17 protein-coding genes are annotated in these 22435 nt (G+C 63.2%); 9 read left to right on the top strand and 8 right to left on the bottom strand.

Annotated elements, in window-relative coordinates:
• Nucleotides 1–202 precede the first annotated feature (202 nt).
• The 7 genes from KLP40_RS16840 (at nt 203) to KLP40_RS16810 (ending at nt 11444) form a co-directional block, all read left to right on the top strand.
• Entirely contained in the window at nt 203–1399 is a 1197-nt protein-coding gene (locus KLP40_RS16840) for an aldose epimerase family protein (RefSeq protein WP_246558951.1), read from the top strand.
• An 87-nt stretch (nt 1400–1486) separates the two neighbouring features.
• The gene (locus tag KLP40_RS16835) at nt 1487–3205 is read left to right on the top strand and encodes a ribulokinase (RefSeq protein ID WP_215594993.1); all 1719 of its coding nucleotides are present in this window, start codon (nt 1487–1489) and stop codon (nt 3203–3205) included.
• A complete protein-coding gene (locus KLP40_RS16830) occupies nt 3202–3903 on the top strand; it encodes an L-ribulose-5-phosphate 4-epimerase (RefSeq protein ID WP_215594992.1) in 702 nt (233 codons plus the stop codon). Before KLP40_RS16835 ends, KLP40_RS16830 begins: the two co-directional genes overlap by 4 nt.
• A gap of 70 nt (nt 3904–3973) precedes the next feature.
• Entirely contained in the window at nt 3974–5464 is a 1491-nt protein-coding gene (gene araA, locus KLP40_RS16825; protein WP_215594991.1) for an L-arabinose isomerase, read from the top strand.
• Between the two features lie 138 nt (nt 5465–5602).
• Complete coding sequence (locus tag KLP40_RS16820) at nt 5603–7303, top strand: sodium:solute symporter family transporter (protein ID WP_215594990.1); 1701 nt, start codon at nt 5603–5605, stop codon at nt 7301–7303.
• 168 nt (nt 7304–7471) lie between these two features.
• Complete coding sequence (locus tag KLP40_RS16815) at nt 7472–9226, top strand: family 43 glycosylhydrolase (protein WP_215594989.1); 1755 nt, start codon at nt 7472–7474, stop codon at nt 9224–9226.
• 160 nt (nt 9227–9386) lie between these two features.
• On the top strand, nt 9387–11444 hold the full coding sequence (locus KLP40_RS16810) for a glycoside hydrolase family 127 protein (protein WP_215594988.1): 2058 nt from the start codon (nt 9387–9389) through the stop codon (nt 11442–11444).
• A gap of 10 nt (nt 11445–11454) precedes the next feature.
• On the opposite strand, the gene KLP40_RS16805 is transcribed toward KLP40_RS16810, so the two are convergent.
• Both KLP40_RS16805 and KLP40_RS16800 read right to left on the bottom strand, forming a co-directional pair.
• The gene (locus tag KLP40_RS16805) at nt 11455–11919 is read right to left on the bottom strand and encodes an HAD family hydrolase (protein ID WP_215594987.1); all 465 of its coding nucleotides are present in this window, start codon (nt 11917–11919) and stop codon (nt 11455–11457) included.
• 136 nt (nt 11920–12055) lie between these two features.
• On the bottom strand, nt 12056–12379 hold the full coding sequence (locus KLP40_RS16800; protein WP_215594986.1) for a hypothetical protein: 324 nt from the start codon (nt 12377–12379) through the stop codon (nt 12056–12058).
• Between the two features lie 164 nt (nt 12380–12543).
• On the opposite strand from KLP40_RS16800, the gene KLP40_RS16795 reads away from it, so the two are divergent.
• Both KLP40_RS16795 and KLP40_RS16790 read left to right on the top strand, forming a co-directional pair.
• A complete protein-coding gene (locus tag KLP40_RS16795) occupies nt 12544–13026 on the top strand; it encodes a hypothetical protein (protein ID WP_215594985.1) in 483 nt (160 codons plus the stop codon).
• 161 nt (nt 13027–13187) lie between these two features.
• Nucleotides 13188–13637, top strand: coding sequence for a helix-turn-helix domain-containing protein (locus KLP40_RS16790; RefSeq protein ID WP_215594984.1), 450 nt, complete (start codon nt 13188–13190; stop codon nt 13635–13637).
• A 429-nt stretch (nt 13638–14066) separates the two neighbouring features.
• On the opposite strand, the gene KLP40_RS16785 is transcribed toward KLP40_RS16790, so the two are convergent.
• From KLP40_RS16785 to KLP40_RS16760, 6 genes are all read right to left on the bottom strand, one after another.
• Entirely contained in the window at nt 14067–15203 is a 1137-nt protein-coding gene (locus KLP40_RS16785; RefSeq protein ID WP_262898961.1) for an MFS transporter, read from the bottom strand.
• Nucleotides 15204–15302: 99 nt separating this feature from the next.
• Nucleotides 15303–15767 (bottom strand): hypothetical protein, encoded by a 465-nt coding sequence (locus tag KLP40_RS16780; protein ID WP_215594982.1) that lies wholly within the window; start codon nt 15765–15767, stop codon nt 15303–15305.
• A gap of 47 nt (nt 15768–15814) precedes the next feature.
• Nucleotides 15815–17866: a transketolase gene (gene tkt, locus KLP40_RS16775; protein WP_317196785.1), complete on the bottom strand. Its 2052-nt coding sequence runs from the start codon at nt 17864–17866 to the stop codon at nt 15815–15817.
• 204 nt (nt 17867–18070) lie between these two features.
• The gene (locus KLP40_RS16770) at nt 18071–19060 is read right to left on the bottom strand and encodes an arabinan endo-1,5-alpha-L-arabinosidase (RefSeq protein WP_215594980.1); all 990 of its coding nucleotides are present in this window, start codon (nt 19058–19060) and stop codon (nt 18071–18073) included.
• Between the two features lie 54 nt (nt 19061–19114).
• Nucleotides 19115–20119: a glycoside hydrolase family 43 protein gene (locus KLP40_RS16765; protein ID WP_215594979.1), complete on the bottom strand. Its 1005-nt coding sequence runs from the start codon at nt 20117–20119 to the stop codon at nt 19115–19117.
• Between the two features lie 3 nt (nt 20120–20122).
• Nucleotides 20123–22207 (bottom strand): alpha-L-arabinofuranosidase C-terminal domain-containing protein, encoded by a 2085-nt coding sequence (locus KLP40_RS16760; RefSeq protein ID WP_215594978.1) that lies wholly within the window; start codon nt 22205–22207, stop codon nt 20123–20125.
• Between the last annotated feature and the right edge of the window lie 228 nt (nt 22208–22435).

The raw sequence follows: 22435 nt of genomic DNA, 5'->3' as shown, positions 1-22435 counted from the left end.
CGCTTTTTTGCGCGCATGAAACACAAACGATTGTGTAAATTGAAAAGCTTTTTTTACTTTCGACACCGCGTAGTCGTCTTTGCGCAGGGCCCCGCCCCGCCCTCCGCCGCGCCTGCAAACCCAACGCTGAAGTGCGTACTTACGCCCGCAAACGGGGCTGCGCCCTCCAGCTTCTTCCGCCCAATTCCCCCAATCCCGGTTCATGACAGATTTCTCCCGCCCCCGATTCTGGTTCCGGAATGCGGCCGGCCTGGCCGGCTGGCTGCTGCTGGTAGGCTGCAACTCCCCATCTTCCTCCGCTGACCAGACGCCCGGCGCTGTCGCCTCCATGACTGACTCCACCCAAACCATGCCCGCCGCTTCATTCGGCCAGACTTCTGACGGCGCCGCCGTTCAGCTCCATACCCTCGCCAATGCCCACGGCCTGAAGGCCACCATCAGCACCTACGGCGGCACGCTCACCAGCCTGCTCGTGCCCGATAAAACCGGCCAGCTCGGCGACGTAGTACTGGGCTTCGATAACGTGAGCGGCTACCAGAGCCCGGAGTTCCGGAAGGCCAATCCCTACTTCGGAGCTTTGATTGGGCGCTACGGCAACCGCATTGCCAAGGGTCGGTTCAGCCTCGAGGGGCAGGAGTACAAGCTGGCCCAGAACAACGGGCCCAACTCCCTGCACGGCGGTAAAATGGGCTTTGATAAAGTGCTGTGGGAGGCCGTGCCCGGCACTTCGGCCGAAGGCCAGACCCTCACGATGACCTACCTGAGCAAAGACGGGGAGGAAGGCTACCCCGGCAACCTGCAAGTGACGGTGGTGTACACGCTCACGGCCGATGACGCCCTTAAAATCGACTACTCCGCTACCACCGACCAGGCCACGCCCGTCAATCTCACCAACCACGCCTACTTTAATCTGGCCCTGGGGCAGCAGCCCGACGTGCTGGCCCACGTGGTAACCATTCCGGCCGAGCGCTACACCGTGGTGGACGACGGCCTGATTCCGACCGGGGAGCTGCGCCCGGTGCAGGGAACGCCCTTCGATTTCCGCGGGCCCCACGCCATCGGAGAGCGGATTGCCCAGGTGCCCGGCGGCTACGACCACAACTGGGTGCTCAACAACGAAACCGGCTCCCACCTGGCCGCCACCGTGTTTGAGCCCACCTCGGGCCGCACCCTGGAAGTAACCACCACCGAGCCCGGCGTGCAGTTCTACACCGGCAACTTCCTCGACGGCACCCTGACGGGCAAAAGCGGCGTCCGCTACGGTAAGCACGCCGGTTTCTGCCTCGAAACCCAGCACTTTCCCGACTCACCCAACCAGGCCAACTTCCCGAGCACAGTGCTCCGGCCCGGCCAGACCCTGCACTCCACGACGACCTACCGCTTTGGCGTGCGCAGGTAGGGGAGAAGCGCAACGGCTTTGGTCGGCCGCGCCGCTGCTACTGACCGGCCATCGGCGGCCGTTGTTCCCATTTTAAGTCCTTATCCCGTGGAAAATCATACCCCCTCTGACGCCTACGTTATCGGCATCGACTACGGCTCCGACTCCGTGCGGGCCGTGCTGGTCAGTGCCCATACCGGCCAGGAAGTAGCCCAGGCGGTGCACCCGTACGCCCGCTGGAAAACGAAGCGCTACTGCAACGCCGCCCGCAACCAGTTCCGCCAGCACCCCCTCGACCACATCGAGGGCCTGGAAGCCACCGTGCGCCGGGTGGCCCAGCATGTGCCAGCCGCCCAGATTAAGGGTCTGGCCGTGGACACCACTGGCTCGACGCCCGGGCCCGTGAACGAGCAGGGCGTGGCCCTGGCCCTACTGCCCGAGTTTGCCGAGAACCCGAACGCCATGTTCGTGCTCTGGAAGGACCACACGGCCCTGGCCGAGGCCGCCGAAATCAACCATAAGGCCCGCACCTGGGGCGGCGAGGACTACACCCGCTTTTCGGGCGGCATCTACTCCTCGGAGTGGTTCTGGGCCAAGATTATGCACGTGGTGCGCGAGGACGAGGCCGTGGCCCGCGCCGCCTACTCCTGGATGGAGCACTGCGACTGGCTCACGCTGCTGCTCACCGGCGGCGAGTTGAAAACCTGCAAGCGCAGCCGCTGTGCTGCCGGCCACAAGGCCATGTGGCACGAAAGCTGGGGCGGCCTGCCTTCCGAGGAGTTCCTGACCCTGCTGGAGCCCCGGCTGGGCGGCCTGCGCGAGCGGCTGTTCGAGCAAACCTACACCGCCGACGAAGTAGCCGGCCACCTCTCCGAGGAGTGGGCCCAACGCTTGGGCCTGACCACCGACACGGTGGTAGCCGTGGGCTCCTTCGATGCCCACGCCGGGGCCGTGGCGGGCGAAATCGAGGCCTACTCGATGGTAAAGGTGATGGGCACCAGCACCTGCGACATTGTGGTGGCACCCATGCACGAAGTAGGAGGGAAGCTGGTGCCCGGCATCTGCGGGCAGGTAGATGGCTCCGTAATTCCCGGTATGCTGGGTCTGGAAGCCGGCCAATCGGCCGTGGGCGATTTGCTGGCCTGGTTCCGGGGCGTGCTGGAGTGGCCGCTGCGCACCTTGCTGCCGCAGTCGGCCCTGCTGACGCCGGAACAGCAGCAGGCGCTGCGCGAGGAGCTGAGCGACAAGATGATGGCCGAGCTGAACCGGGCCGCCGCCGCCGTGCATCCCGACGACTCGCAGGTGCTGGCCCTGGACTGGGTGAACGGCCGCCGCACCCCCGACGCCAACCAGGCCCTGAAAGGTGCCCTCATGAACCTCACGATGGGCACCGACGCCCCGCAGATTTTCCGGGCCCTGGTGGAGTCCATCTGCTACGGCTCGCGCCTGATTGTGGAGCGCTTCGAGCAGGAAGGCATTCCCATCCAGCAGGTTATCGGGCTGGGCGGGGTGGCCAAGAAATCGGGCTTCCTGATGCAGACCCTGGCCGACGTGCTCAACCGTCCCATCAAAGTGGCTGAATCGGACCAGGCGCCGGCCCTGGGCTCGGCTATGTACGCAGCCGTGGCCGCCGGTATTCACCCCAGCGTGGAGGCGGCCCAGCGGGCCATGGGTAACGGCTTCGCCCAAACCTACCAGCCCAACCCGGCCCGCGTGGCCGACTACCAGCGCCGCTACGAGCAGTACCAGACCTTCGGGCAGTTTGTGGAGCAGGCCACCGCTCCGGTTGAAGTAGAATCCGAACCCGAAACCGCCGCCCACGCATGAGCCAGTACCAGGAGTTGAAACAGGCCTGCTACGAGGCCAATATGCAGCTGCCGGCCCTGGGGCTGGTACTCTTCACCTTCGGCAACGCCAGCGTGGTGGACCGGGCGCGGGGGGTGTTTGCCATCAAGCCCAGCGGCATACCCTACGCCACGCTCCGGCCCGAGGACATGGTGGTGGTGGACTTTCAGAATAACGTGGTAGAAGGAGAGAAGCGGCCGTCGTCGGATACCAAAACCCACGCCGTACTCTACGGCCACTGGGAGCATATCGGCGGCATTGTGCACACGCACAGCACCTACGCCACGGCCTGGGCCCAGGCCCAGCTGGATATCCCCATTCTGGGCACCACCCACGCCGACCACCTCACGGTGGACATTCCCTGCGCTCCGCCCATGGACGACCAGATGATTGCCGGCGACTACGAGCACCAGACCGGCTGGCAAATCATCCACGAGTTTGAGCGCCGCGGGCTCTCGCCCCAGGAAGTGCAGATGGTACTGCTCAGCAACCACGCGCCCTTCACCTGGGGCAAAACCGTGGAAAAAGCCGTGTACCACAGCGCCGTGCTGGAAGAAGTAGCCCGCATGGCCTATCTCAGCTGTACCCTCCGCCCCGACGTGCCCCGTCTGAAAGAAGCCCTGGTTCAGAAGCACTACGAGCGCAAGCACGGTGCGCATTCCTACTACGGCCAGAGCTAGTTTTCTTTCTTCTTGCCTCTTAACACAATCGATTAACTAAAACCACCCCGGTTTCATTCGCCTTTCACCCATGCTCGACATTTCCCACTACGAAGCCTGGTTTATCACCGGCAGCCAGCACCTCTACGGCCCCGAAACTCTGGAGGAAGTAGCCCGGCACTCCCAGCAGATTGCCGAAGCCCTCGGCTCGGCGCTGCCCATTAAGGTGGTATACAAGCCCGTGCTGACGGGACCAGCCGAAATATACCAGCTGATCCAGGAAGCCAATACCACCCCCAACTGCGTGGGCCTGATTGCCTGGATGCACACCTTCTCGCCGGCCAAAATGTGGATCAACGGCCTGAAGATTCTGCAGAAGCCGCTGGCCCACCTGCACACCCAGTTCAACCGCGACATTCCCTGGGCCGACATCGACATGGACTTCATGAACACCAACCAATCGGCGCACGGCGACCGGGAGTTTGGCTTCATCACGTCGCGCATGCGGGTGAAGCGCAAGGTGGTGGTGGGCCACTGGCAGAGTGCCGACGCCCAGGAGCGCCTCCGCATCTGGGCCCGCGCGGCCTGCGCCTGGGCCGACTGGCAGGGCGGCCGCATCGTGCGCTTCGGCGACAACATGCGCTACGTGGCCGTAACCGAGGGCGACAAGGTGCAGGCCGAGCTGCAGTTTGGCTACGAGGTGAACACCTACGGCATTGGCGATTTGGTAGCCGTGATTAATGAGGTGACCGAGGAGCAGGTAAATGCCCTGCTGGCCACCTACGAGCAGGAATACGAGCTGGCCGACTCGCTGCGGGACGGCGGCAGCCAGCGCGAAGGCCTGCGCGACGCGGCCCGCATAGAGGCCGGCATGCGCCGGTTTCTGCAGGACAAAAAGGCCATCGGCTTCACCGATACCTTCGAGGATTTGCACGGCATGGTGCAGCTGCCCGGCATTGCTACCCAACGCCTGATGGCCGAGGGCTACGGCTTTGGGGGGGAAGGCGACTGGAAAACGGCGGCCCTGGTGCGCGCCCTGAAGGTGATGGGCGCGGGCCTGCCCGGCGGCAACTCCTTCATGGAAGACTACACCTACCACTTCCAGCCCGGCAACGAGCTGGTGCTGGGCTCCCACATGCTGGAAATCTGCCCCACTATTTCCGAGGGCAACGTGAAGGTGGAAGTGCACCCGCTAGGCATTGGTGGTAAAGCCGACCCGGCCCGCCTGGTGTTCAACTGCCCCGCCGGCCCGGCCCTCAACGCCACCATCGTGGACCTGGGGCACCGCTTCCGCCTGATTGTGAATGAGGTGGAAGCCGTGGCACCCGAGCACGACCTGCCCAAGCTGCCCGTAGCCCGCGTGCTCTGGAAGGTGAAGCCCGACCTGAAAACCGGCGTTGCGGCCTGGATTCTGGCCGGTGGCGCCCACCACACCGGCTACAGCCAGAACCTCACGGCCGAGTACCTCGAAGACTTCGCCGAAATGGCCGGCATCGAGTACCTCATCATCGACGATGAAACCCGCCTGCGCACCTTCAAAAACGAGCTGCGCTACAACGAAGTGGCCTTCGGCAGCCGGTAGGTTTTTAGTTGTCAGGGAAAAAGAACTATCAATCCGCCCCCTGACTTGGTGGTAATTCTTTTTCCATAGCCAATGCCAACCGGCAACTAGCACCTCATCATCTCCCACCATTCCCACCAAACTCTCCCACCGATTCTGATGCGTAATAACCTTACTACGCTGGACCTACTGGTCTTTTTTGTGTACTTAATCGGGGTATCGGCCTACGGTTTTTACATCTATAAGAGCAAGCAGAAAGCCGAACAAAGCACTAAAGACTACTTCCTGGCCGAGGGTTCTCTCACCTGGTGGGCCATTGGGGCGAGTATGATTGCCTCCAACATCTCGGCCGAGCAGTTCATCGGCATGTCGGGCTCGGGCTTTAAGGTGGGCGTGGCCGTGGCCGCCTACGAGTGGGTGGCGGCCGTGGTGCTGATTCTGGTGGCCGTGTTCTTTATGCCGGTGTACCTAAAAAACAAAATCTTCACGATGCCGCAGTTTCTGGAGCAGCGCTACAACGCCACGCTGAGCCTGATTATGAGCATTTTCTGGCTCTTCCTGTACGTGCTGGTCAACCTGACCTCCATCCTGTACCTGGGGGCGCTGGCCCTGAGCAACCTCGTCGGCGGCGACAGTTTCCACACCATCATCATTCTGCTGGCCCTGTTTGCCCTGCTGATTTCCATTGGCGGCATGAAGGTGGTCGGCTACACCGACGTGGTGCAGGTAGTGGTGCTGGTAGTGGGCGGCCTCGTGACGACCTACATTGCCCTGAGCCTGGTGAGTGAGAAGTTCGGCCTCGGGGGCGGGGCTATTTCGGGTTTCAACGCCCTCATGGACAAGGCACCCGACCACTTCCACATGATTTTTGCCAAGCCCACGGCCGGCACGCCCCAGCCCCAGGTGGATAATTACCTGGCTCTGCCCGGCATTGCCATGTACTTGGCCGGCCAGTGGATTGTGAACCTCAACTACTGGGGCTGCAACCAGTACATCACCCAGCGCGCCCTCGGCGCCGATTTGCCCACCGCCCGCACCGGCATCCTGTTCGCCGGTTTGCTCAAGCTGATGATGCCCGTGATTGTAATGCTGCCCGGCATTGCGGCTTACGTGCTCTACCAAAACGGCAGCCTCCAGGCCGAAATGTCGAGCACCGGCGCCTTCAACTCCGATAATGCGTACTCGGCCATTCTCACCTTCCTGCCCAACGGCCTCAAGGGCCTGAGCATGGCGGCCCTCACGGCGGCCATCGTGGCCTCGCTGGCAGGCAAGGTGAACTCGATTTCGACCATTTTTACCCTCGATATCTACAAGCGCTACCTGGCGCCCGAGGCTTCGGAGAAGAAGCAGGTGTGGGTGGGCCGGCTGACCATTCTGGCCGCCATTGTGCTGAGCGTGGGCTTTACCTGGCAGGATTTGCTGGGCATCGGAGGCGAAGGTGGCTTCCAGTTCATTCAAAAGTACACGGGCTTCATTTCGCCTGGCATTCTGGCGGTGTTCCTGCTGGGCATGTTCTGGAAGCGCACCACGGCCACAGCTGGCATCGTGGGCATTCTAGCAGGCTTTGCGCTGTCGGTGTTCTTCAACAATTATGCCCCCGAAACGCTGGGCCACGAAACGCTGCTTTACACGGCTTTCCCCAATGGCCGGGGCACGTTCGAAATCCCCTTTCTGATCTGCATGGGCCTCTCTTTCGCCATCACCATGCTGCTGATGATTGGCACCAGCCTGGCCGGACCGGTGGTGAATGCCCGCGCCATCCAGCTCAATGCCTCCATGTTCCGTGTCAGCCGCCAGACGATGGCGCTCATTGCCATCATTATGCTGCTGCTGATGGCGCTGTACGTGAAGTTCTGGTAACCGCCTGCCTTTGCTGTTCTTTTTGAGCTATTACTGAAAGCAAGTTGCCGCGCCCACCGCCCACGCGGTGGCTGCCAGTGCCAAACCGGGGGCGTGAAGCTTTTTCACGTCCCCGGTTCAATTTTCCGAATACCCGTTCCGTGTTTTCCATCCCTAATTTCCACAACCTTGAACACTACCTTGCTCCCCGCGCCGCGCCCTGACCGGGCCGGCCGCCCCGTCCTCTTCCGCGCCCTGCGCCTGCTGACCCTGCTAGCAGGGTTACTGAGTGCTGTCCCGGCCGCCTTCGCCCTCCAGGGCAACGACAACTGTCACGATCCGTCGAGCATTGTGAAAGACGGCAACCGATATTGGGTGTTCACCACCGGCATCGGTATCTACGGCATGTATTCCGACGACCTTGTGACGTGGCAGTCGGGCACCCGGCCGGTGTTCAACCGCAACGAGTATCCGAGCTGGATTAGCGGCAAGGTGCCGGGCTTCTCGGGCGACTTCTGGGCCCCGGAGTGCGTGTACCGCAACGGCAAGTTCTATCTTTACTACTCCGTTTCCACGTTCGGCTCGCGGGTATCCACCATTGGGCTGGCCACCAACGTCACCCTCGACCCCACCAGCCCCAACTACCGCTGGGTGGACCAGGGCGAAATCGTATCGACCACCAACAGCAGCGCCATCAACGCCATCGACCCGGCCGTGACTACCGATGCCAGCGGCGGGCTCTGGATGAGCTATGGCTCGTTTTCCAAGGGCATCGGCCTGCTGAAGCTCGATGGCAGCACCGGCAAACGCTCGGGCAGCAGCTTCTACTGGCTGGCTGGCAACCTGGCCGCCGACGGCGTGACGCGCAATAACAGCGGCAGCGAGGCGCCCTACATCGTGCGCAACGGCAGCTATTACTACCTGTTCATCAACAAGGGTGCCTGCTGCCAGGGCGCCAGTAGCACCTACTATATTCAGGTGGGCCGCGCCACCAGCATCACCGGCCCCTATTACGACCGCAACGGGGTGGACCTGAACCGCAACGGCGGCACCACGCTGCTGGCCACCAGCGGCAACTACGTGGGGCCGGGCCACGTGGGCCTGTTTCAGGAGGGCGGGGCCAACTACCTCACCCACCACTACTACGACCGCAACCAGAACGGCCGCGCCCGCCTGAGTGTGGGCAACTTGGGCTGGGACGGGGCCGCCTGGCCCTTCATCACCCGCGACTGGGTGGCCGCCGGCCGCTACACCCTGCGCAACCTAAGCAACGGCCTGGTCTGGGATTCCTGGGGCTGCACCGGGGCTCAGAACCAGGCCATTGCCCAGGGCACCGCTGCCGGCCTCAACTGCCAGCAATGGAACCTAACGCCGGTGGGCAACGGGGAATATAAGATTACCTCGGCCGTAGGGGCGGGCCTGGCGGCCGATGTGTTGGGCAATAACCCCAACAACGGCGCGAAACTAAACCTCTATCCCTACAGCGGAGCGGCCAACCAGCGCTTCAAAGTGGAGCGGGCCAGCGGCGGCAGCTACGTGCTGGCTTCCATGAATGGCAACCGCGTGGTGGAAGTGCCCGCCTGCTCCGGCACAGCCGGCGTGCAACTGGCCCTCTACGACTACCTCGGCAACAACTGCCAGAAGTGGACCATTGCCCCGGCTACCGCCGCCCGCGTGCTGGCCGCACAGGCCCCCAAAGCCGCCCTGTTCAACGCCTTTCCAAACCCCGTCACCCAGGGTCGCTTCGTGGTGGCGCTGGCCGCTGAGCTGACCACCGGCCCCGTCCGGCTTACTCTCACCGACGGGCAGGGCCGGGTGGTGTACACTGCCACCAGCACTGGCCGCTCCACGCTGCCCGTGCAGGCAAACCTGCGCGCCGGCCTCTACTTGCTGCACGTGCAGGGCGCCCAAGGTAGCTACTCCCAGAAACTGGTGGTGCAGTAAGGCACAACGTGCGGCCAGCTTCCATACCGGATGCTGGCAACCAACTGCCGGTTGGGACCCGATGCTGGACGCCCCGGTGCCGCCCGTCACGTACACTGCCCCGTGCTCACCCCCGACCGTCGGTCGGCCACTTTTCTTGTTGCTTTAGCGCATTATTGCCATGAAAAAGATACTGCTTCCCCTGGGCTTTGCGGCCCTGCTGCACCTGGCCGGGCCCGCCCGGGGCCAGGCCCTGCCCCGCTCCGATTACCCCATCCGGGCCGTGTCGTTTACGCGGGTGCAGCTGGCCGATAACTTCTGGCTGCCGCGCCTCAAAACCAACACCGAAGTGACCATTCCGGCCTCATTTCAGCGGTGCGAAGCCACCAATCGGGTCAAAAACTTTGAGATGGCGGCGGCCCGCACGGGGAAATTCGCCACCATCTTCCCCTTTGACGACACCGACATCTACAAAACGATTGAGGGAGCCTCGTATTCGCTCCGGCTTTACCCCGACGAGCAGCTGGACCAGTACCTGGACGCGCTCATTGCCAAGGTGGCCGCCGCCCAGGAACCCGACGGCTACCTTTACACGGCCCGGACCATCGACCCCGCGCATCCGCACGCCTGGGCCGGACCGGAGCGCTGGGTAAAGGAGCGCGAGCTGAGCCACGAGCTCTACAACGCCGGCCACCTCTACGAGGCCGCCGTGGCCCATTACGAGGCCACCGGCAAGCGCAGCCTGCTCACTATCGCCCTCCAAAACGCCGACTTGGTGTGCGCCGTGTTCGGCCCCGGCAAGCGCAACGTAGCGCCCGGCCACGAAATCGTGGAGATGGGCCTCGTGAAGCTCTACCGCGTGACCGGCGAAGCCAAGTACCTGACTACGGCCAAGTTCTTTCTCGACCAGCGCGGCCAGTACGACGGCTACGACCCCCAAAGTCCGGACCCCTGGCGCAACGGCTCCTACTGGCAGGACGATAAGCCCGTGGTGGCCCAGCGCGAAGCCGAGGGCCACGCCGTGCGCGCCGAGTACCTCTACTCGGCTATGGCCGACGTGGCTGCCCTCACCGGCAACCAGGCCCTGCTGCTGGCCGTGGACAGCATCTGGCAGAACATGGTGAGCCGGAAAATGTACGTGACGGGCGGCACCGGCGCGGTACCAGGCGGGGAACGATTCGGGGCCAATTACGAGCTGCCCAACACCACGGCCTACAACGAAACCTGCGCCGCCGTGGCCAACGTGTACTGGAACCAGCGCATGTTTCAGCTCCACGGCGACGCCAAATACGTGGACGTGCTGGAGAAAGTGCTCTACAACGGGTTGATTTCGGGCGTGGGTCTCGATGGAAAATCATTCTTCTACTCCAACGCCATGCAGATCAGAAGCAGCACGAGCTTCCCCCAGACCGAGCCCCAGCGCGCCGGCTGGTTCGACTGCTCGTGCTGCCCCACCAACCTGGCCCGCCTGATGCCCTCCTTGCCCGGCTACGTATACGCCCAGAACGGCCGCGACGTGTACGCCAATCTGTTCATCAGCGGCACCACCAACCTGATGGTGAATCGCACGGCCGTACGCATCATCCAGCAAAACAACTATCCCTGGGAAGGCCAGCTGAAATTCACCGTCAGCCCGGCTTCTCCCACCGATTTCAACCTGCTGGTGCGCCTGCCGGGTTGGGCGCAGGATGAGGCTATACCCTCCGATCTATACCGCTTCGCCGCGCCAGCCCAGGCAAACATCAGCGTAAGCATCAACAGCCGGCCCGTCAGCTACGTTACCCGCCGCGGCTACGCCGTGCTCAGTCGCAAGTGGCGCCCGGGCGATGTGGTAGAAGTGCTGCTGCCGATGGAAGTGCGCCAGGTAGTAGCCAGCTCCCAGGTGCCGGCCGACCAGGGCAAAATAGCCCTGCAACGCGGTCCGCTCGTGTACTGCGCCGAGTGGAAGGACAACGGCGGCAAAGCCAGCAACCTCATCGTGCCGGCCGTTACCACCTTCGCGGCCCGCTGGCAGCCCGATATGCTCAACGGCATCATGCAACTCACTGCCCCCGTGCCCGCCGTGCAGATCGATGCCGCCAATTATAGCATCAGCACCACCCGCCAGACGCTCACGGCCATTCCGTACTATGCCTGGGCCAACCGCGGTAAGGGCGAAATGACCGTCTGGTTTCCCCAGCACCTCACCGACGTGGAGCTGATTTCCCGGCGTCCGGCGGAGGTAACGGTGGGCAAATAAGGGGGTGCCGTTAGAAGGCCGCTGGCAGCAGGGTGGTCATGAATGGGGCGGTGAAGTCTGGGGCACAGTGCAGCACGTTGGGCAAGTCGGCAAATTCGAGGGCGATGTGGGGGTGGTGAGCACCACGGCCGACATACCCGCGTTGCGGGCGGCTTCCACGCCCTTGGGCACGTCCTCGAATGAGGCAATCGGAGGCGGGGATGCCCAGTTGGGCAGCGGCTTTCAGGAACGTTTCGGGGTGGGGCTTGCTTCGCGTCACGTCATCGGCCGAGATGACCACCGGGAAGTAGGGGCGCAGGTTGAGGTTGTTGAGCACAAAATCAATATTGAACGGAATGGCCGCCGAGCCAATGCCCATCGGTACGCCGCGCTGGTGGCCCCGGGGCAGGAAATTGGCCAGGCCTGGCAGCAGCTGCAGGTGGGGTCGGAAGGCATCCTGGTAGCGCTGATCCTTCTGCACGGCCAGCGCACCCATCTCGGCGGCCGTAAACCGGTCGGCCTTTTTACAGCAGCGGGGGGGGGAAAAATTACGTTAAGCCTTCCCCAGCCTTTTGCATACGTAGCTGCAAGTCACTACCTACCCAAATCACCGTTTTCCTGAACTAGGGTCTTTACAGGTAGCCTATAATTTCCGTGATGGCAGGGTCCTTCAAAACGGCAAAATCAGCTCCCGACCCGAGGGTTAACGTGCTCAGCCGCACCTGGTGCGCCTCCAGGCGGGCCAGGTTTTTCACCAGCTCAGGTAACCCCTCATAAAACGCGCCGGTCTCCTGCGCCTGTTCCAGTCGGAAGCGGTAGAGCCCGTGGATATAAGCCCTTGCTTCGAGCCCGGAAGTGAAGGAATGCGGGTGTTGAGTAACGAGCGAGAGCCCCGCGCTTGCCAACGGATGCGGGGTCTGTTCCAAGAGCTGTAGCACCGATTCTTTCGCTGTCATTCAAGTAAAGTACGGACCCTGTTGCGCGCCGCCAACGCTGCCTAAATAACGCTCTGAACATAGCGCATTTAGCTTTCGACCGTTTCGCTGAACGAGTAGCCTGTTCAACCTGAGTGGGAGCGTAAGGAACAGGTCACCATTCAGCTCCCGTGTACCTTAGTAAGATGAAGCTTCTCTGTGCTGCCCTATTCTTCTCAGCTAGTTACTGGATGCAAGTCCAAGGGAAGGGAGCTGCTCCCAAGCCTCAACGTGTTACCCAGCTATGTGTGCGCGAAACGATATACTTGGGCCAGCACCGTCAGTACATCATCACCTCCGATTCGATCAAGGTTCATGTAGCAGATCTATTGGTGGAGGGCTGTGCTGATACAGCTTTTGCCCGACGAATAAGTTCACAGGAGCGTGATTGGCTCCTTTCTTCAATGGATAAGACTTATCTGTCGGCTATCCGCCCTACCTATAACCGCCCCTCAAGCATAGGGCATCATGCTGAGTATGACGTCAGTCTTGTAAAAGGCCGCCATACGAAGGCAACTAAAGTTGGTAACGCAAAGGTCGGGTTCTTCTTCTCCTTCTGTGTGCGGCTCAATAGCTTGCTTCCACCTGCCTATCACATAGCATATCCAAAAACGAACTTCAAACACTAGCCTTGTCCCTGGATTTCATGTATTTGGAAACCCTTCTTCGCCCGAACAGGCCTCGTTTACCTTCCGCCCTCTTCATAGATGTATCATTTACTAATTGACCGGTTTGGGAAATCTTTATTTCGTTTATTTCGATTAGCGTTGTGAACGCTAATCGACCTGTTATGGAAGCTATTCTCGAGAAACCATCCCTACGGGACCAAAAAGTGGCGGGGGCCTCGCTCGCCCCTTTTGCCCAAGCCATCAAGAAGAGGCGGTCGGAAGCAGTCACCATTCGGTTGCAGGAAAGTGAGGTAGCCATTGCCATCCCCCGCAAGGCGTTAGAATTACTGGAGTTTATCCTCTCCAGTATGGCCCAGGGCAAGGCCTTGTCGTTGATTCCCTCCGATTCGGAACTCAGCACCCAGCAAGCGGCCGATATGCTCAACGTCTCCCGCCCCCACCTGGTCAAGCTCATGGAACACGGCGCCCTGCCGTTTAAAAAAGTGGGGAGCCACCGCCGGATTCAACTGGCTGACTTGCTCGCCTACGAAGCCCGCCAAGCGGCCCATCAGGCCCAGCACCTGCACTTCCTGGCCCAACAAGCCCAAGAGCTTAACCTGGGCTACGAATGATTCATTCGGCCCGGTTCGTTGCCGTCTTGGACGCCTGTGTGCTCTATCCTGCGCCGATCCGGGACTTGCTGCTGCACTTGGCCGCGGCGCACCTCTACACGCCGAAGTGGACGTCGACCATATCGTGAATCAACGTACCGTTCAAATAGAAAATAAATGTCTTCATAGGTTCAGTTTAAAGTGTTGATTCGCCATTCTTGACGCTCACGCCTCTGTTGGGTAAAAGCGGGCACGAGCGGAGGGGTAGCGAGCGGAGGGTTAGCAAGTAGTAACAAGCAAAACGTTATTCCGAGCTGACCGAGGACTCTCGCGGGCTGCCGTTGTCAACATAATCCTGCTGTGACGTTATCATGGCAACATCAGCCCGCGGGATTCCTCGGCCCTTGGCTTGAGGCACCACATGCGCGGAATGATGTTTCTCTCTAAGCTCTAAACCCGTTGCAGTCGAGCCACCGGGTCGGGAAGGGCAGCCAGCAGGCCGATGAGCGCGCCCACGCCTGCCACCACGGCCAGGGCCTGGCGCAGGCTGAACGCCTGCGCCAGCAGCCCAATCAGGGGCGGACCCAGCAGAAAGCCGGTGAAGCCGATGGTAGACACCAGCGCCAGGGCCGGGCCGGGGGCCACGCTGCCCACCCGCCCCGCCGCGCTGTACGACAGAGGTACCACCGAGGCGATACCAAAGCCCACCAGCAGAAATCCCACCAGAGCCGGCCCCAGGTAGGGTAGCGCCACCGCCAGCGCCAGCCCCCCGCTAATGAGGGCGCTGCTGAGCTGCAACACCCGCTTGGGCCCGAAGCGGTAGGTGAGGGCATCGGCCAGAAACCGGCCCAGGGCCATGGTGCTCATGCAGGCCACGTAGCCGCTGGTAACCAGGGCCGGGCTGGGCTGAATCACGCGCTGGAAGTAAATGCCGGCCCAGTCGAACATGGCTCCCTCGCAGAGCATACCGCAGAAGGCAATGAGCCCGATGCGGAGTAGAACAGGGTCGGGGCGGCGCAGGCGCCGGCCGCCGGCTTCGCGACCCGTGTCGTGGCGTAGGGTATAGCGGTGGGCTACCGCGGCTACCAGCAGGCCCAGGCCCATTACCAGCATAAAATGGGGCAGCGGGGCCACCCGCCGGCTAATGAGCAGGGTGGCCAGCAATCCGCTCAGAAATCCTGCCAGGCTCCATAGCCCGTGAAACGAGCCCATGATGGGCTTGCCGTAGTGCGTCTGCGCGCCCAGGGCCTGGGTGTTCACAGCAATATTGACGAGGTTGCTGGCAAAGCCGAACAAGGCCAGGGCGGGCGCCAGGGTCCAGAATTGCCCGGCCAGGCCCAGCAGCGGCAGACTCAGCGAGTACAGCCCGGCGCCCAGCAGCACCACATGCCGGCTGCCCCAGCGCTGCACCAGCCAGCCGGCCAGGGGCAGGGCCACTAGGCAGCCCACCGGCACAGCCAGCAGCAGCCGACCCAACTGCCCTTCATTCAGCCCCAGCTTCAGACTGATATCGGGAATGCGCGCGGCCCAGCTGGCAAAGCACATGCCCGCCAAAAAAAACAGGGCACTGATAGCCCTGCGGCTCATCTGAATCGGACTCGGCATAGGAAAACAACCGGCCCGGCCGTGCGTACGACCGGGCCGGTTTCAGAAGTGGAAAAGAGGGAAAAGGGAAGATGGCGCAGTCTAAGCCAGGGCTTCCTGGCGTTTCTGTTCCAGCACGGCCAGCAGCTTACCGAAGGGCTCGGTGAATTTCTGCTCGCCTTCGCGCTTCAGCTGGTCGGTGAGGGATTCCAGATCGAGGTCCAGCTCGGGCAGACTGCTCAGGACATCCACGGCCACAGGCTCGGCGAAGCAGCCCCCGGGCCAGCGCAGGTTGGGCACCCGGATCTTTTGCAGGGCCCGCACCACATCCAGCCGCAGCCGGCCCTGCCGGGGCACGTTCAGGGCCGAATCAACCCAGAAACCGTCGTAGATGCAGCGGCCCAGGTGCTCGGCAAAGTGCCCGTAGATGTGCTTGCTGACCACCACGGCCGGCGTGGCGGCGGGCCGCATGGTTACGGCCACGGGCGTTTGGGCGCGGGCACCGAAGCCCGGCAGAAGCAGGCCGGCCGCCAGCCACAGGGGAGCAGACCACAAAGCACGTTTCATCAGCACACGGGGAAAAGGGTGGGGGGGAGAAGGAAAGCGGGGAGAGGCTAAGATACCAGCTGCTGGGGCTCGTCGGCGGCGGGCCGGCCGGCCAGCACCCAGCGGGCCTGCTGCACCACGTTTTCCACTGAGAAGCCGAACAGGGCCAGCACCTGCTCACCCGGCCCCGACTCGCCGAAGCGGTTCAGGCCGATGACGGTGCCCTCGTCGGTGACGTACTTGTGCCAGCCCAGGGGCGAGCCGGCCTCGATGGAAACGCGCTTACGCACGGCCGGCAGCAGCACCTGCTGCTGGTAGGCCCTGGGCTGGCGCTCGAACAACTCCCAGCTGGGCATACTCACCACCCGGGTGGGCACGCCCCCGGCCTGCAGCACTTCCTGAGCCTGCAGGGCCAGGGTCACTTCCGAGCCGGTAGCCAGCAGCATCAGCGCGGGCGCGCCGCCTTCGGCCTCGCTCAGAATGTAGGCGCCTCGGGCCACGCCTTCCCGGGCCGGGCCGAAGCGGCGCTGGTCGAGCACGGGCAGCTTCTGGCGGGAGAGGATGAGCACCACCGGCGACTTGGGCGTGGTCAGGGCCAGGCGCCAGGCTTCCACGGTTTCGTTGGCGTCGGCGGGGCGCAGCACGATAATATTGGGAATGGTGCGCAGGGCGGCCACCTGCTCCACCGGCTGGTGGGTGGGGCCGTCCTCGCCCAGCCCGATACTGTCGTGGGTGAATACGAACGTGGCCCGCGACTCGGCCAGGGCCGTGAGCCGGATGGCTCCGCGCATGTAGTCGGAGAAGGTGAGGAAGGTGCCGCCGTAGGGCAGCACGCCGCCGTGGTGGGCCATGCCATTCAGGGCCCCGCCCATGGCGTGCTCGCGCACCCCGAACCAGATGTTGGGGTGCGCGTAGCTGCCGGGCTGGAAGCTCACGCTGCCGCTGGTGGGCATGTCGTTGGAGCTGGCCAGGTCGGCGGAGCCCCCGAACAGGAAGGGCACGCGCTGCTTGAGCGCGGTGAACGCCTGGCCGGAGGCCTGGCGGGTGGCCAGGGGCCCATCGGCGGGCGTGAAAACGGGCAGCGAGGCGTCCCAGTCCGCGGGGAGCTCTCCCGCGAAAGAGGCCCGGAACAGTTCCCACGCTGCGCCGAACGCCTGCTGGTACGCCTCGGTTTGCTGCTGCCATTCGGCCTGGAGCCGGGCCCCGCGCCGGCCCGCTTCGGCCAGGTGGGTGCGCACGGCGTCGGGCACGCTGAACGTGGCCTCGGGGTCGAAGCCAAAAAACGCCTTGGCCTTTTTCAGATTCTCGGTCCCGAGTGGCGAGCCGTGTACCTTGCTGGTGCCCTGCCGGGGGCTGCCGAAGCCGATAATGGTCTTGACCGAAATCAGGGACGGGCGCGTGGTTTCCGCCTGCGCCGCCCGGATGGCGGCCTCAATGGCGTCGAGGTCGTTGCCGTCGGGCACGCGCTGGGTGTGCCAGCCGTAGGCCTCGAAACGGGCCAGCGCATCCTCGGTGTAGGAGAGGTGGGTGGGCCCGTCGAGGCAGATGTCGTTGTCGTCGTAGAGGTAGATGAGCTTGCCCAGGCGCAGGTGGCCGGCCAGGGAGGCGGCCTCGGCGGCAATGCCTTCCATCAGGTCCCCGTCGCTCACGATGGCGTAGGTGAAGTGGTCCTGGAGCACGTGGCCGGGCCGGTTGTAGACGGCCGCCAGGTGGGCCTCGGCCATGGCCATGCCCACGCCGTTGGCGAAGCCCTGGCCCAGGGGCCCGGTAGTCACCTCCACGCCCGGCGTCAGGTGCGACTCGGGGTGGCCCGGGGTGCGGGAGTGCAGCTGGCGGAACGCCTTCAGGTCGTCGAGCGACAAATCGTAGCCGTAGAGGTGCAGCAGGCTATAGAGCAGCGCCGAGCCGTGGCCCGCCGACAGCACGAACCGGTCGCGGTTGGGCCATTGGGGATCCCGGGGGTTGAAGCGCAGAAACCGCGAGAACAGCACGTAGGCCATGGGGGCCGCGCCCAGCGGCAGGCCGGGGTGGCCGGAGTTGGCGGCCTGCACCATATCCACCGACAGCAGCCGGAGGGTGTTCACACTTTGCTGGGCAAGAGAATCGGTGGAGTCGGGCACGGCAGAAGGAAGCGAAATGAAGCGAAGAAGGTAGAAAGTGCAGGAGTGAAATAGGGGCTTTCGGCGATGGGCCGCAAGCCGCCGGCCCGAAAGAAAGGACCGGAATCGGTGCCGGTAGCCAGTGGGGGCGGGGTGTTTCCAAAAATAGCGAATCATTTATTTTTACACAAACGATTGTGTTAGCTTATTGGAAATATTAGCGCTTCAGGGCTGCACTACGGGCCATCCTTTGTCGTCCCAGGCTAGCTTCTCAATCCGAAGCTTGGAGCGGCCTTGATCGGCCGCATCGTAGCCGTGGAAGACGAGGTAGTCGGTACCGTCGAAGGTGTACACCGAGTTGTGACCCAGCCCGAACCAGTGCTGGTCGCCGGCCAGGACGGTGGTGCCGCCGCCCTGTTCCAGCGGCAATCCGGTGCGGTCGAGGTAAGGGCCGGTCAGGGTTTGGGCGCGGCCCACTACAATCTTATAGGTACTCTGGGGCCCGCGGCAGCAGTAATCGAAAGAGGTGAACAGGTAGTAGTCGCCGCCGTGGCGGAAGATAAACGGGGCTTCAATGGCCCCGTCGCCGGGCATGGAATCGTTGAGCCGGGGGTTGCGGGGGCGCCGGGCCAGGGTGCGCCACTGCTCCGGCCGGGCCGGGGCCGTCAGGTCGGGGCGCAGCTGCACCAGCTTGATACCCTGCCAGAACGAGCCGAACGTGAGCCAGGGTGTGCCGGCCTCGTCGCGGATAAGGTTCGGGTCGATGGCGTTCCACAAATCCCGGCCCGGTACCGACTGCACCACCAGGCCGTGGTCCTGCCAGCGGAATTCGGGCGAGTTTGGGTCCAGGGTTTTGTTGGTAGCCAGCCCGATGCAGGAGGTGTTTTTGCCAAAGGCGGAAACCGAATAAAACAGAGAATACACCCCGTCGTGATAGGAAATATCGGGGGCCCAGATGTGGTTTTTAAAGCCCGGTACCGCCCGCACGGCCCAGGCCGGCGCCTGGGCAAACACCGGCGGCTCGGGCCGCCACTGCTTCCGGTCCTTCGACGACCAGACGGCAATGCCGGGGCCGGTGCAGAACATGTAATAGGTATCCTTCTGCCGAATCAGCACCGGGTCGTGGGCCGGAATAAGGGACGACGCGGGCTGCGCCCGCAGGGGCACCGCCAGGCCGAACAGCAGCAGCGGCACAAGAAGCAAAAAGGTCTTCATCGGCGTGAGGGAATTAACGGGTGGGGAGGGTTGGGTTCGGACAGAAACGGACTGCTACTGCGCCGCCGGCACGCCTTCTGTGGTCATCTGCACGCGCTGCATCGTGCCGTCCTTATTATAGTACAGGTAGTCCACGCACACCGCGCGACGGAAAGAGCCCCCGTCGGTGGGCAGGCTGCCGTTGTGGTAGAGGAAGTAGGAGCGGCCCTTGAAGTCGATGATGGCCTGGTGGTTGGTGTTGGAATTGCCGGCCACCTCATTGAGCAGCCCTTTGAACACCCACGGCCCCTCGGGGCTGCGGCTCATGGCGTAGGCAATTTTCTCGGGGAACTGGTAGGCGTAGCTCAGGTAGTACCAGCCGTTGCGGTAGTGCAGCCAGGGAGCCTCGGTGTAGTGGGGCAGAGTGGTCAGCTGGTGAATCGGGCCGTCGAGCTCCGTCATGTTGGACTTGAGCTTGGCCCAGTAGCAGATGGTGTTGCCCCAGTACAGGTAGGCCTGCCCCCGCTCGTCCACGAACACGGTGGGGTCGATATCGTCCCAGCTGATTTTAGCCTCCGTGGTCATGTCGTTGGTAATCAGGGCCGAGCCGCGGGCGTCCCGGAACGGGCCGGTGGGGCGGTCGGCCACCGCCACCCCAATGGCCTTGCCCGGAATAGTGCCGTGCTCCACGGCCGCGTACCAGTAGAACTTGCCGTCCCGCTCAATCACCTGCGAGGCCCAGGCGTCGTCTTTGGCCCAGGCAAAGGCCCGCACGTTCAACGGCGAGGGGTGTTCCTGCCAGTGCACCAGGTCGGTGGAGGAGTAGCACAGCCACTCGTGCATCACATAACGCTCCTGCCGGGCCGGGGCCTCATCGTGGCCGGCGTAGAGGTACACCGTGCCGTTGTAAACCAGGGCGGCCGGGTCGGCGGTGTACTTGTCCTTGATGATGGGGTTACCCGCCACCGGTTCCGGGGCGGCAGCCGGGCCGGGTTGCTGGGCCGCGGCGCAGCCGGCCTGGATCAGGAGCCCGGCCGCCAGCAGGGGGCGCAGGGCAGTTTGCAAAGTTGATGCTGCCATAACCTACCGCTTACCAGGAATGCGCAGCACCGTGAACGAGTACGGAGCCAGCGTGTAGGTTACTTTCGACGACGACACCTTGAAGGTGGCATCCTGGGGGGACAGGTTCTGGGGCTGGTCGAGGCTGTTAACGGCTTCCAGGTCGGCGGAGGCCAGCACCGTGGCGCGGCCGGTTTTGCCGGGCTTCTTCACGCCGGCCAGGTTGATGGCGACCGGCCGGGCCTGGGCCGAGTAGTTCACCAGCTTCAGGATGATTTCGCCGGTTTTGTCGTCGGCCACAGCGCTGCTGAACAGGTTGTCGGCCCCGTTCGCCGCACCCCCGTCGCGCTGCACCGGCAGCATGGTGGTGCCGGGGTTGGTGGAATACATTTTCTGCACGTAGTAGTTGGGCGTGCCGTACGATTTCAGGTTGTCGAACCAGATCATGTCGGGCGTCCACTGCCAGGCATCCACGTGGGCAAACAGCGGGGCGTAGGAAGCCATAATCACTTTGTCGGCGTTGCGCTCCAGGCCTGTCATGAAGGCCGCTTCGGAGAGGGCGCAGTTCCAGTTGTTCTTGTTGTCGGGGCTGCCGATGGCCACGCTCTGGGCGGCATACTCACCCGCGAAAATCTTGGTGCCGGTGGTGGGGTAGTTGTCGTAGCGGTGCACGTTGTCGCGAAACCACTCGGGCTTGGCGTAGTAGTGCTCGTCGATGACCTCGGCCTTGAGCTCGCGCAGGCGCTGGCTGGCCTTGTCGAACAGGTCGCCGTCGGGCGCGGGTCCGGCGCTCGATACGATGTTGATGTTGGGATATTTGGCCTTCACGGCCTTGGCAAACGGCTCGTAGCGCTCCAGGTACTGGGGCCCCCACTGCTCGTTGCCGATGCCGATAAACTTCAGATTGAAGGGCTGGGCGTGGCCCATGGCCACCCGGCGGGCGCCCCAGGGGCTGCTGGCCGGCCCGTTGGCAAACTCAATCAGGTCCAGCGCATCCTGAATAAAGGTGTCGAGGGTCGGGTCGGCGGCGTGGTTGTGGTCGGCGGGGGCGCTGGGGCCCCCGGCCCGGCTGATGGGGGCCAGCTCGGCTGAGTTGAACTGGCAGGCCATGCCCACGTTCAGAATCGGCACCGGCTCGGCTCCAATATCTTCCGACAGCTGGAAGTACTCGTAGAAGCCCAGCCCGAAGGACTGGTAGTAATCGGGGGTGAATTTGTGCAGGAACTCCGTGTTCCAGCGGTTGACGAGCGGGACGCGGGCGGCCACGTCGCCGATGGTTTCCTTCCACTGGTAGCGCTGGGCCAGGGTTCGCCCTTCCACAATGCAGCCACCGGGAAAGCGCAAAAAGCCGGGGTTCATATCCTTGAGCAGCTGTACCAGATCGGGGCGCAATCCGTTCTGGCGGTTCTGCCAAGTGTCCTGCGGATACAGCGACACCACGTCGAGGTCCAGGGTGCCGGCCCCGTCCAGGGTCAGCTTGAGGCGGGCCTTGGCGGCCGTGGCAGTGGGCTTGAGCACCACTTCGTACTTCTGCCAGCTGCCGGTCAGGCCGCTGATGCGGGCCTGGGCCAGGGTGCGGCCCGAAGCCGGCGCTTCGGGGCCGGGGCCTCCCTGGCCGGGCTCTTCCAGCGTCACGTTCAGGCCTTGCACGTTGCCGGGGCCGCGGCGCAGGTACACTGAAAACGTATACTGGGCGCCGGCTTTCACGCCCATGCCCCGGAAGCCTTCGTTGAGCAGGCCGGCGTCGGGGCTGGCGGTGGCGGCCGTCAGGCGCAGGAAGTTGCGGTTAGTGGCGCTGATGGGATTCTGAGTGATAATGGAGTAATCCGTTAGGGCCGCTGCTCCGCGGATGGCCTTCCAGCCCAGCAGCCGGTCGTCGGTTTCAAACGACTTGTTCTTGACCAGTTCCGGGTACAACCCGCCGTCGGCGGCGAAGTTAATGTCCTCGAAAAAGAGGCCGTACATGGTTTTGGCGATGGGCGCGCCCGGCTGGTTGACCTGCACGGTGAAGGTGGCGACCGGATTCTGGGCCCGGGCACCCGTTCCGAGCAGACTGCCGCTTAGGGCGAAGCTTAGGGCCAGGGAGCGGGCAGGAAGAGAAATAGGCATACGGTGGGAATTGAAGTGAAGGTAGCAGCAGCGAAGGCCCCTGAAACGCCGGCTGCTCAGCGTCGGTGGGTGCGCGTCATTAGCTAGTTAGCACAAACGATTGTGTAAAGTAATAATATTTATTCGTTCCCTGCCCCAGCGGGGAGTAAATTTGCTCGGATCCTGTGGTCAGCCGGGCTGTAAACAATTGCTTTACGGCGGTGAATGGGAGTGTTAAGATGATTCTGG

Source organism: Hymenobacter piscis (assembly GCF_018760735.1).
In the GTDB taxonomy this organism is placed as follows: domain Bacteria; phylum Bacteroidota; class Bacteroidia; order Cytophagales; family Hymenobacteraceae; genus Hymenobacter; species Hymenobacter piscis.
Note: the sequence above shows the minus strand (reverse complement) of the source record. Positions and strands in the feature narration are given on the sequence as shown.

Coding starts and splice junctions, on each gene's coding strand:
- KLP40_RS16840 (WP_246558951.1), top strand. CDS start 203: ATGACAGATTTCTCCCGCCCCCGATTCTGGTTCCGGAATGCGGCCGGC.
- KLP40_RS16830 (WP_215594992.1), top strand. CDS start 3,202: ATGAGCCAGTACCAGGAGTTGAAACAGGCCTGCTACGAGGCCAATATG.
- araA (WP_215594991.1), top strand. CDS start 3,974: ATGCTCGACATTTCCCACTACGAAGCCTGGTTTATCACCGGCAGCCAG.
- KLP40_RS16820 (WP_215594990.1), top strand. CDS start 5,603: ATGCGTAATAACCTTACTACGCTGGACCTACTGGTCTTTTTTGTGTAC.
- KLP40_RS16810 (WP_215594988.1), top strand. CDS start 9,387: ATGAAAAAGATACTGCTTCCCCTGGGCTTTGCGGCCCTGCTGCACCTG.
- KLP40_RS16805 (WP_215594987.1), bottom strand. CDS start 11,919: ATGGGTGCGCTGGCCGTGCAGAAGGATCAGCGCTACCAGGATGCCTTC.
- KLP40_RS16800 (WP_215594986.1), bottom strand. CDS start 12,379: ATGACAGCGAAAGAATCGGTGCTACAGCTCTTGGAACAGACCCCGCAT.
- KLP40_RS16795 (WP_215594985.1), top strand. CDS start 12,544: ATGAAGCTTCTCTGTGCTGCCCTATTCTTCTCAGCTAGTTACTGGATG.
- KLP40_RS16790 (WP_215594984.1), top strand. CDS start 13,188: ATGGAAGCTATTCTCGAGAAACCATCCCTACGGGACCAAAAAGTGGCG.
- KLP40_RS16785 (WP_262898961.1), bottom strand. CDS start 15,203: ATGAGCCGCAGGGCTATCAGTGCCCTGTTTTTTTTGGCGGGCATGTGC.
- KLP40_RS16780 (WP_215594982.1), bottom strand. CDS start 15,767: ATGAAACGTGCTTTGTGGTCTGCTCCCCTGTGGCTGGCGGCCGGCCTG.
- KLP40_RS16770 (WP_215594980.1), bottom strand. CDS start 19,060: ATGAAGACCTTTTTGCTTCTTGTGCCGCTGCTGCTGTTCGGCCTGGCG.
- KLP40_RS16765 (WP_215594979.1), bottom strand. CDS start 20,119: ATGGCAGCATCAACTTTGCAAACTGCCCTGCGCCCCCTGCTGGCGGCC.
- KLP40_RS16760 (WP_215594978.1), bottom strand. CDS start 22,207: ATGCCTATTTCTCTTCCTGCCCGCTCCCTGGCCCTAAGCTTCGCCCTA.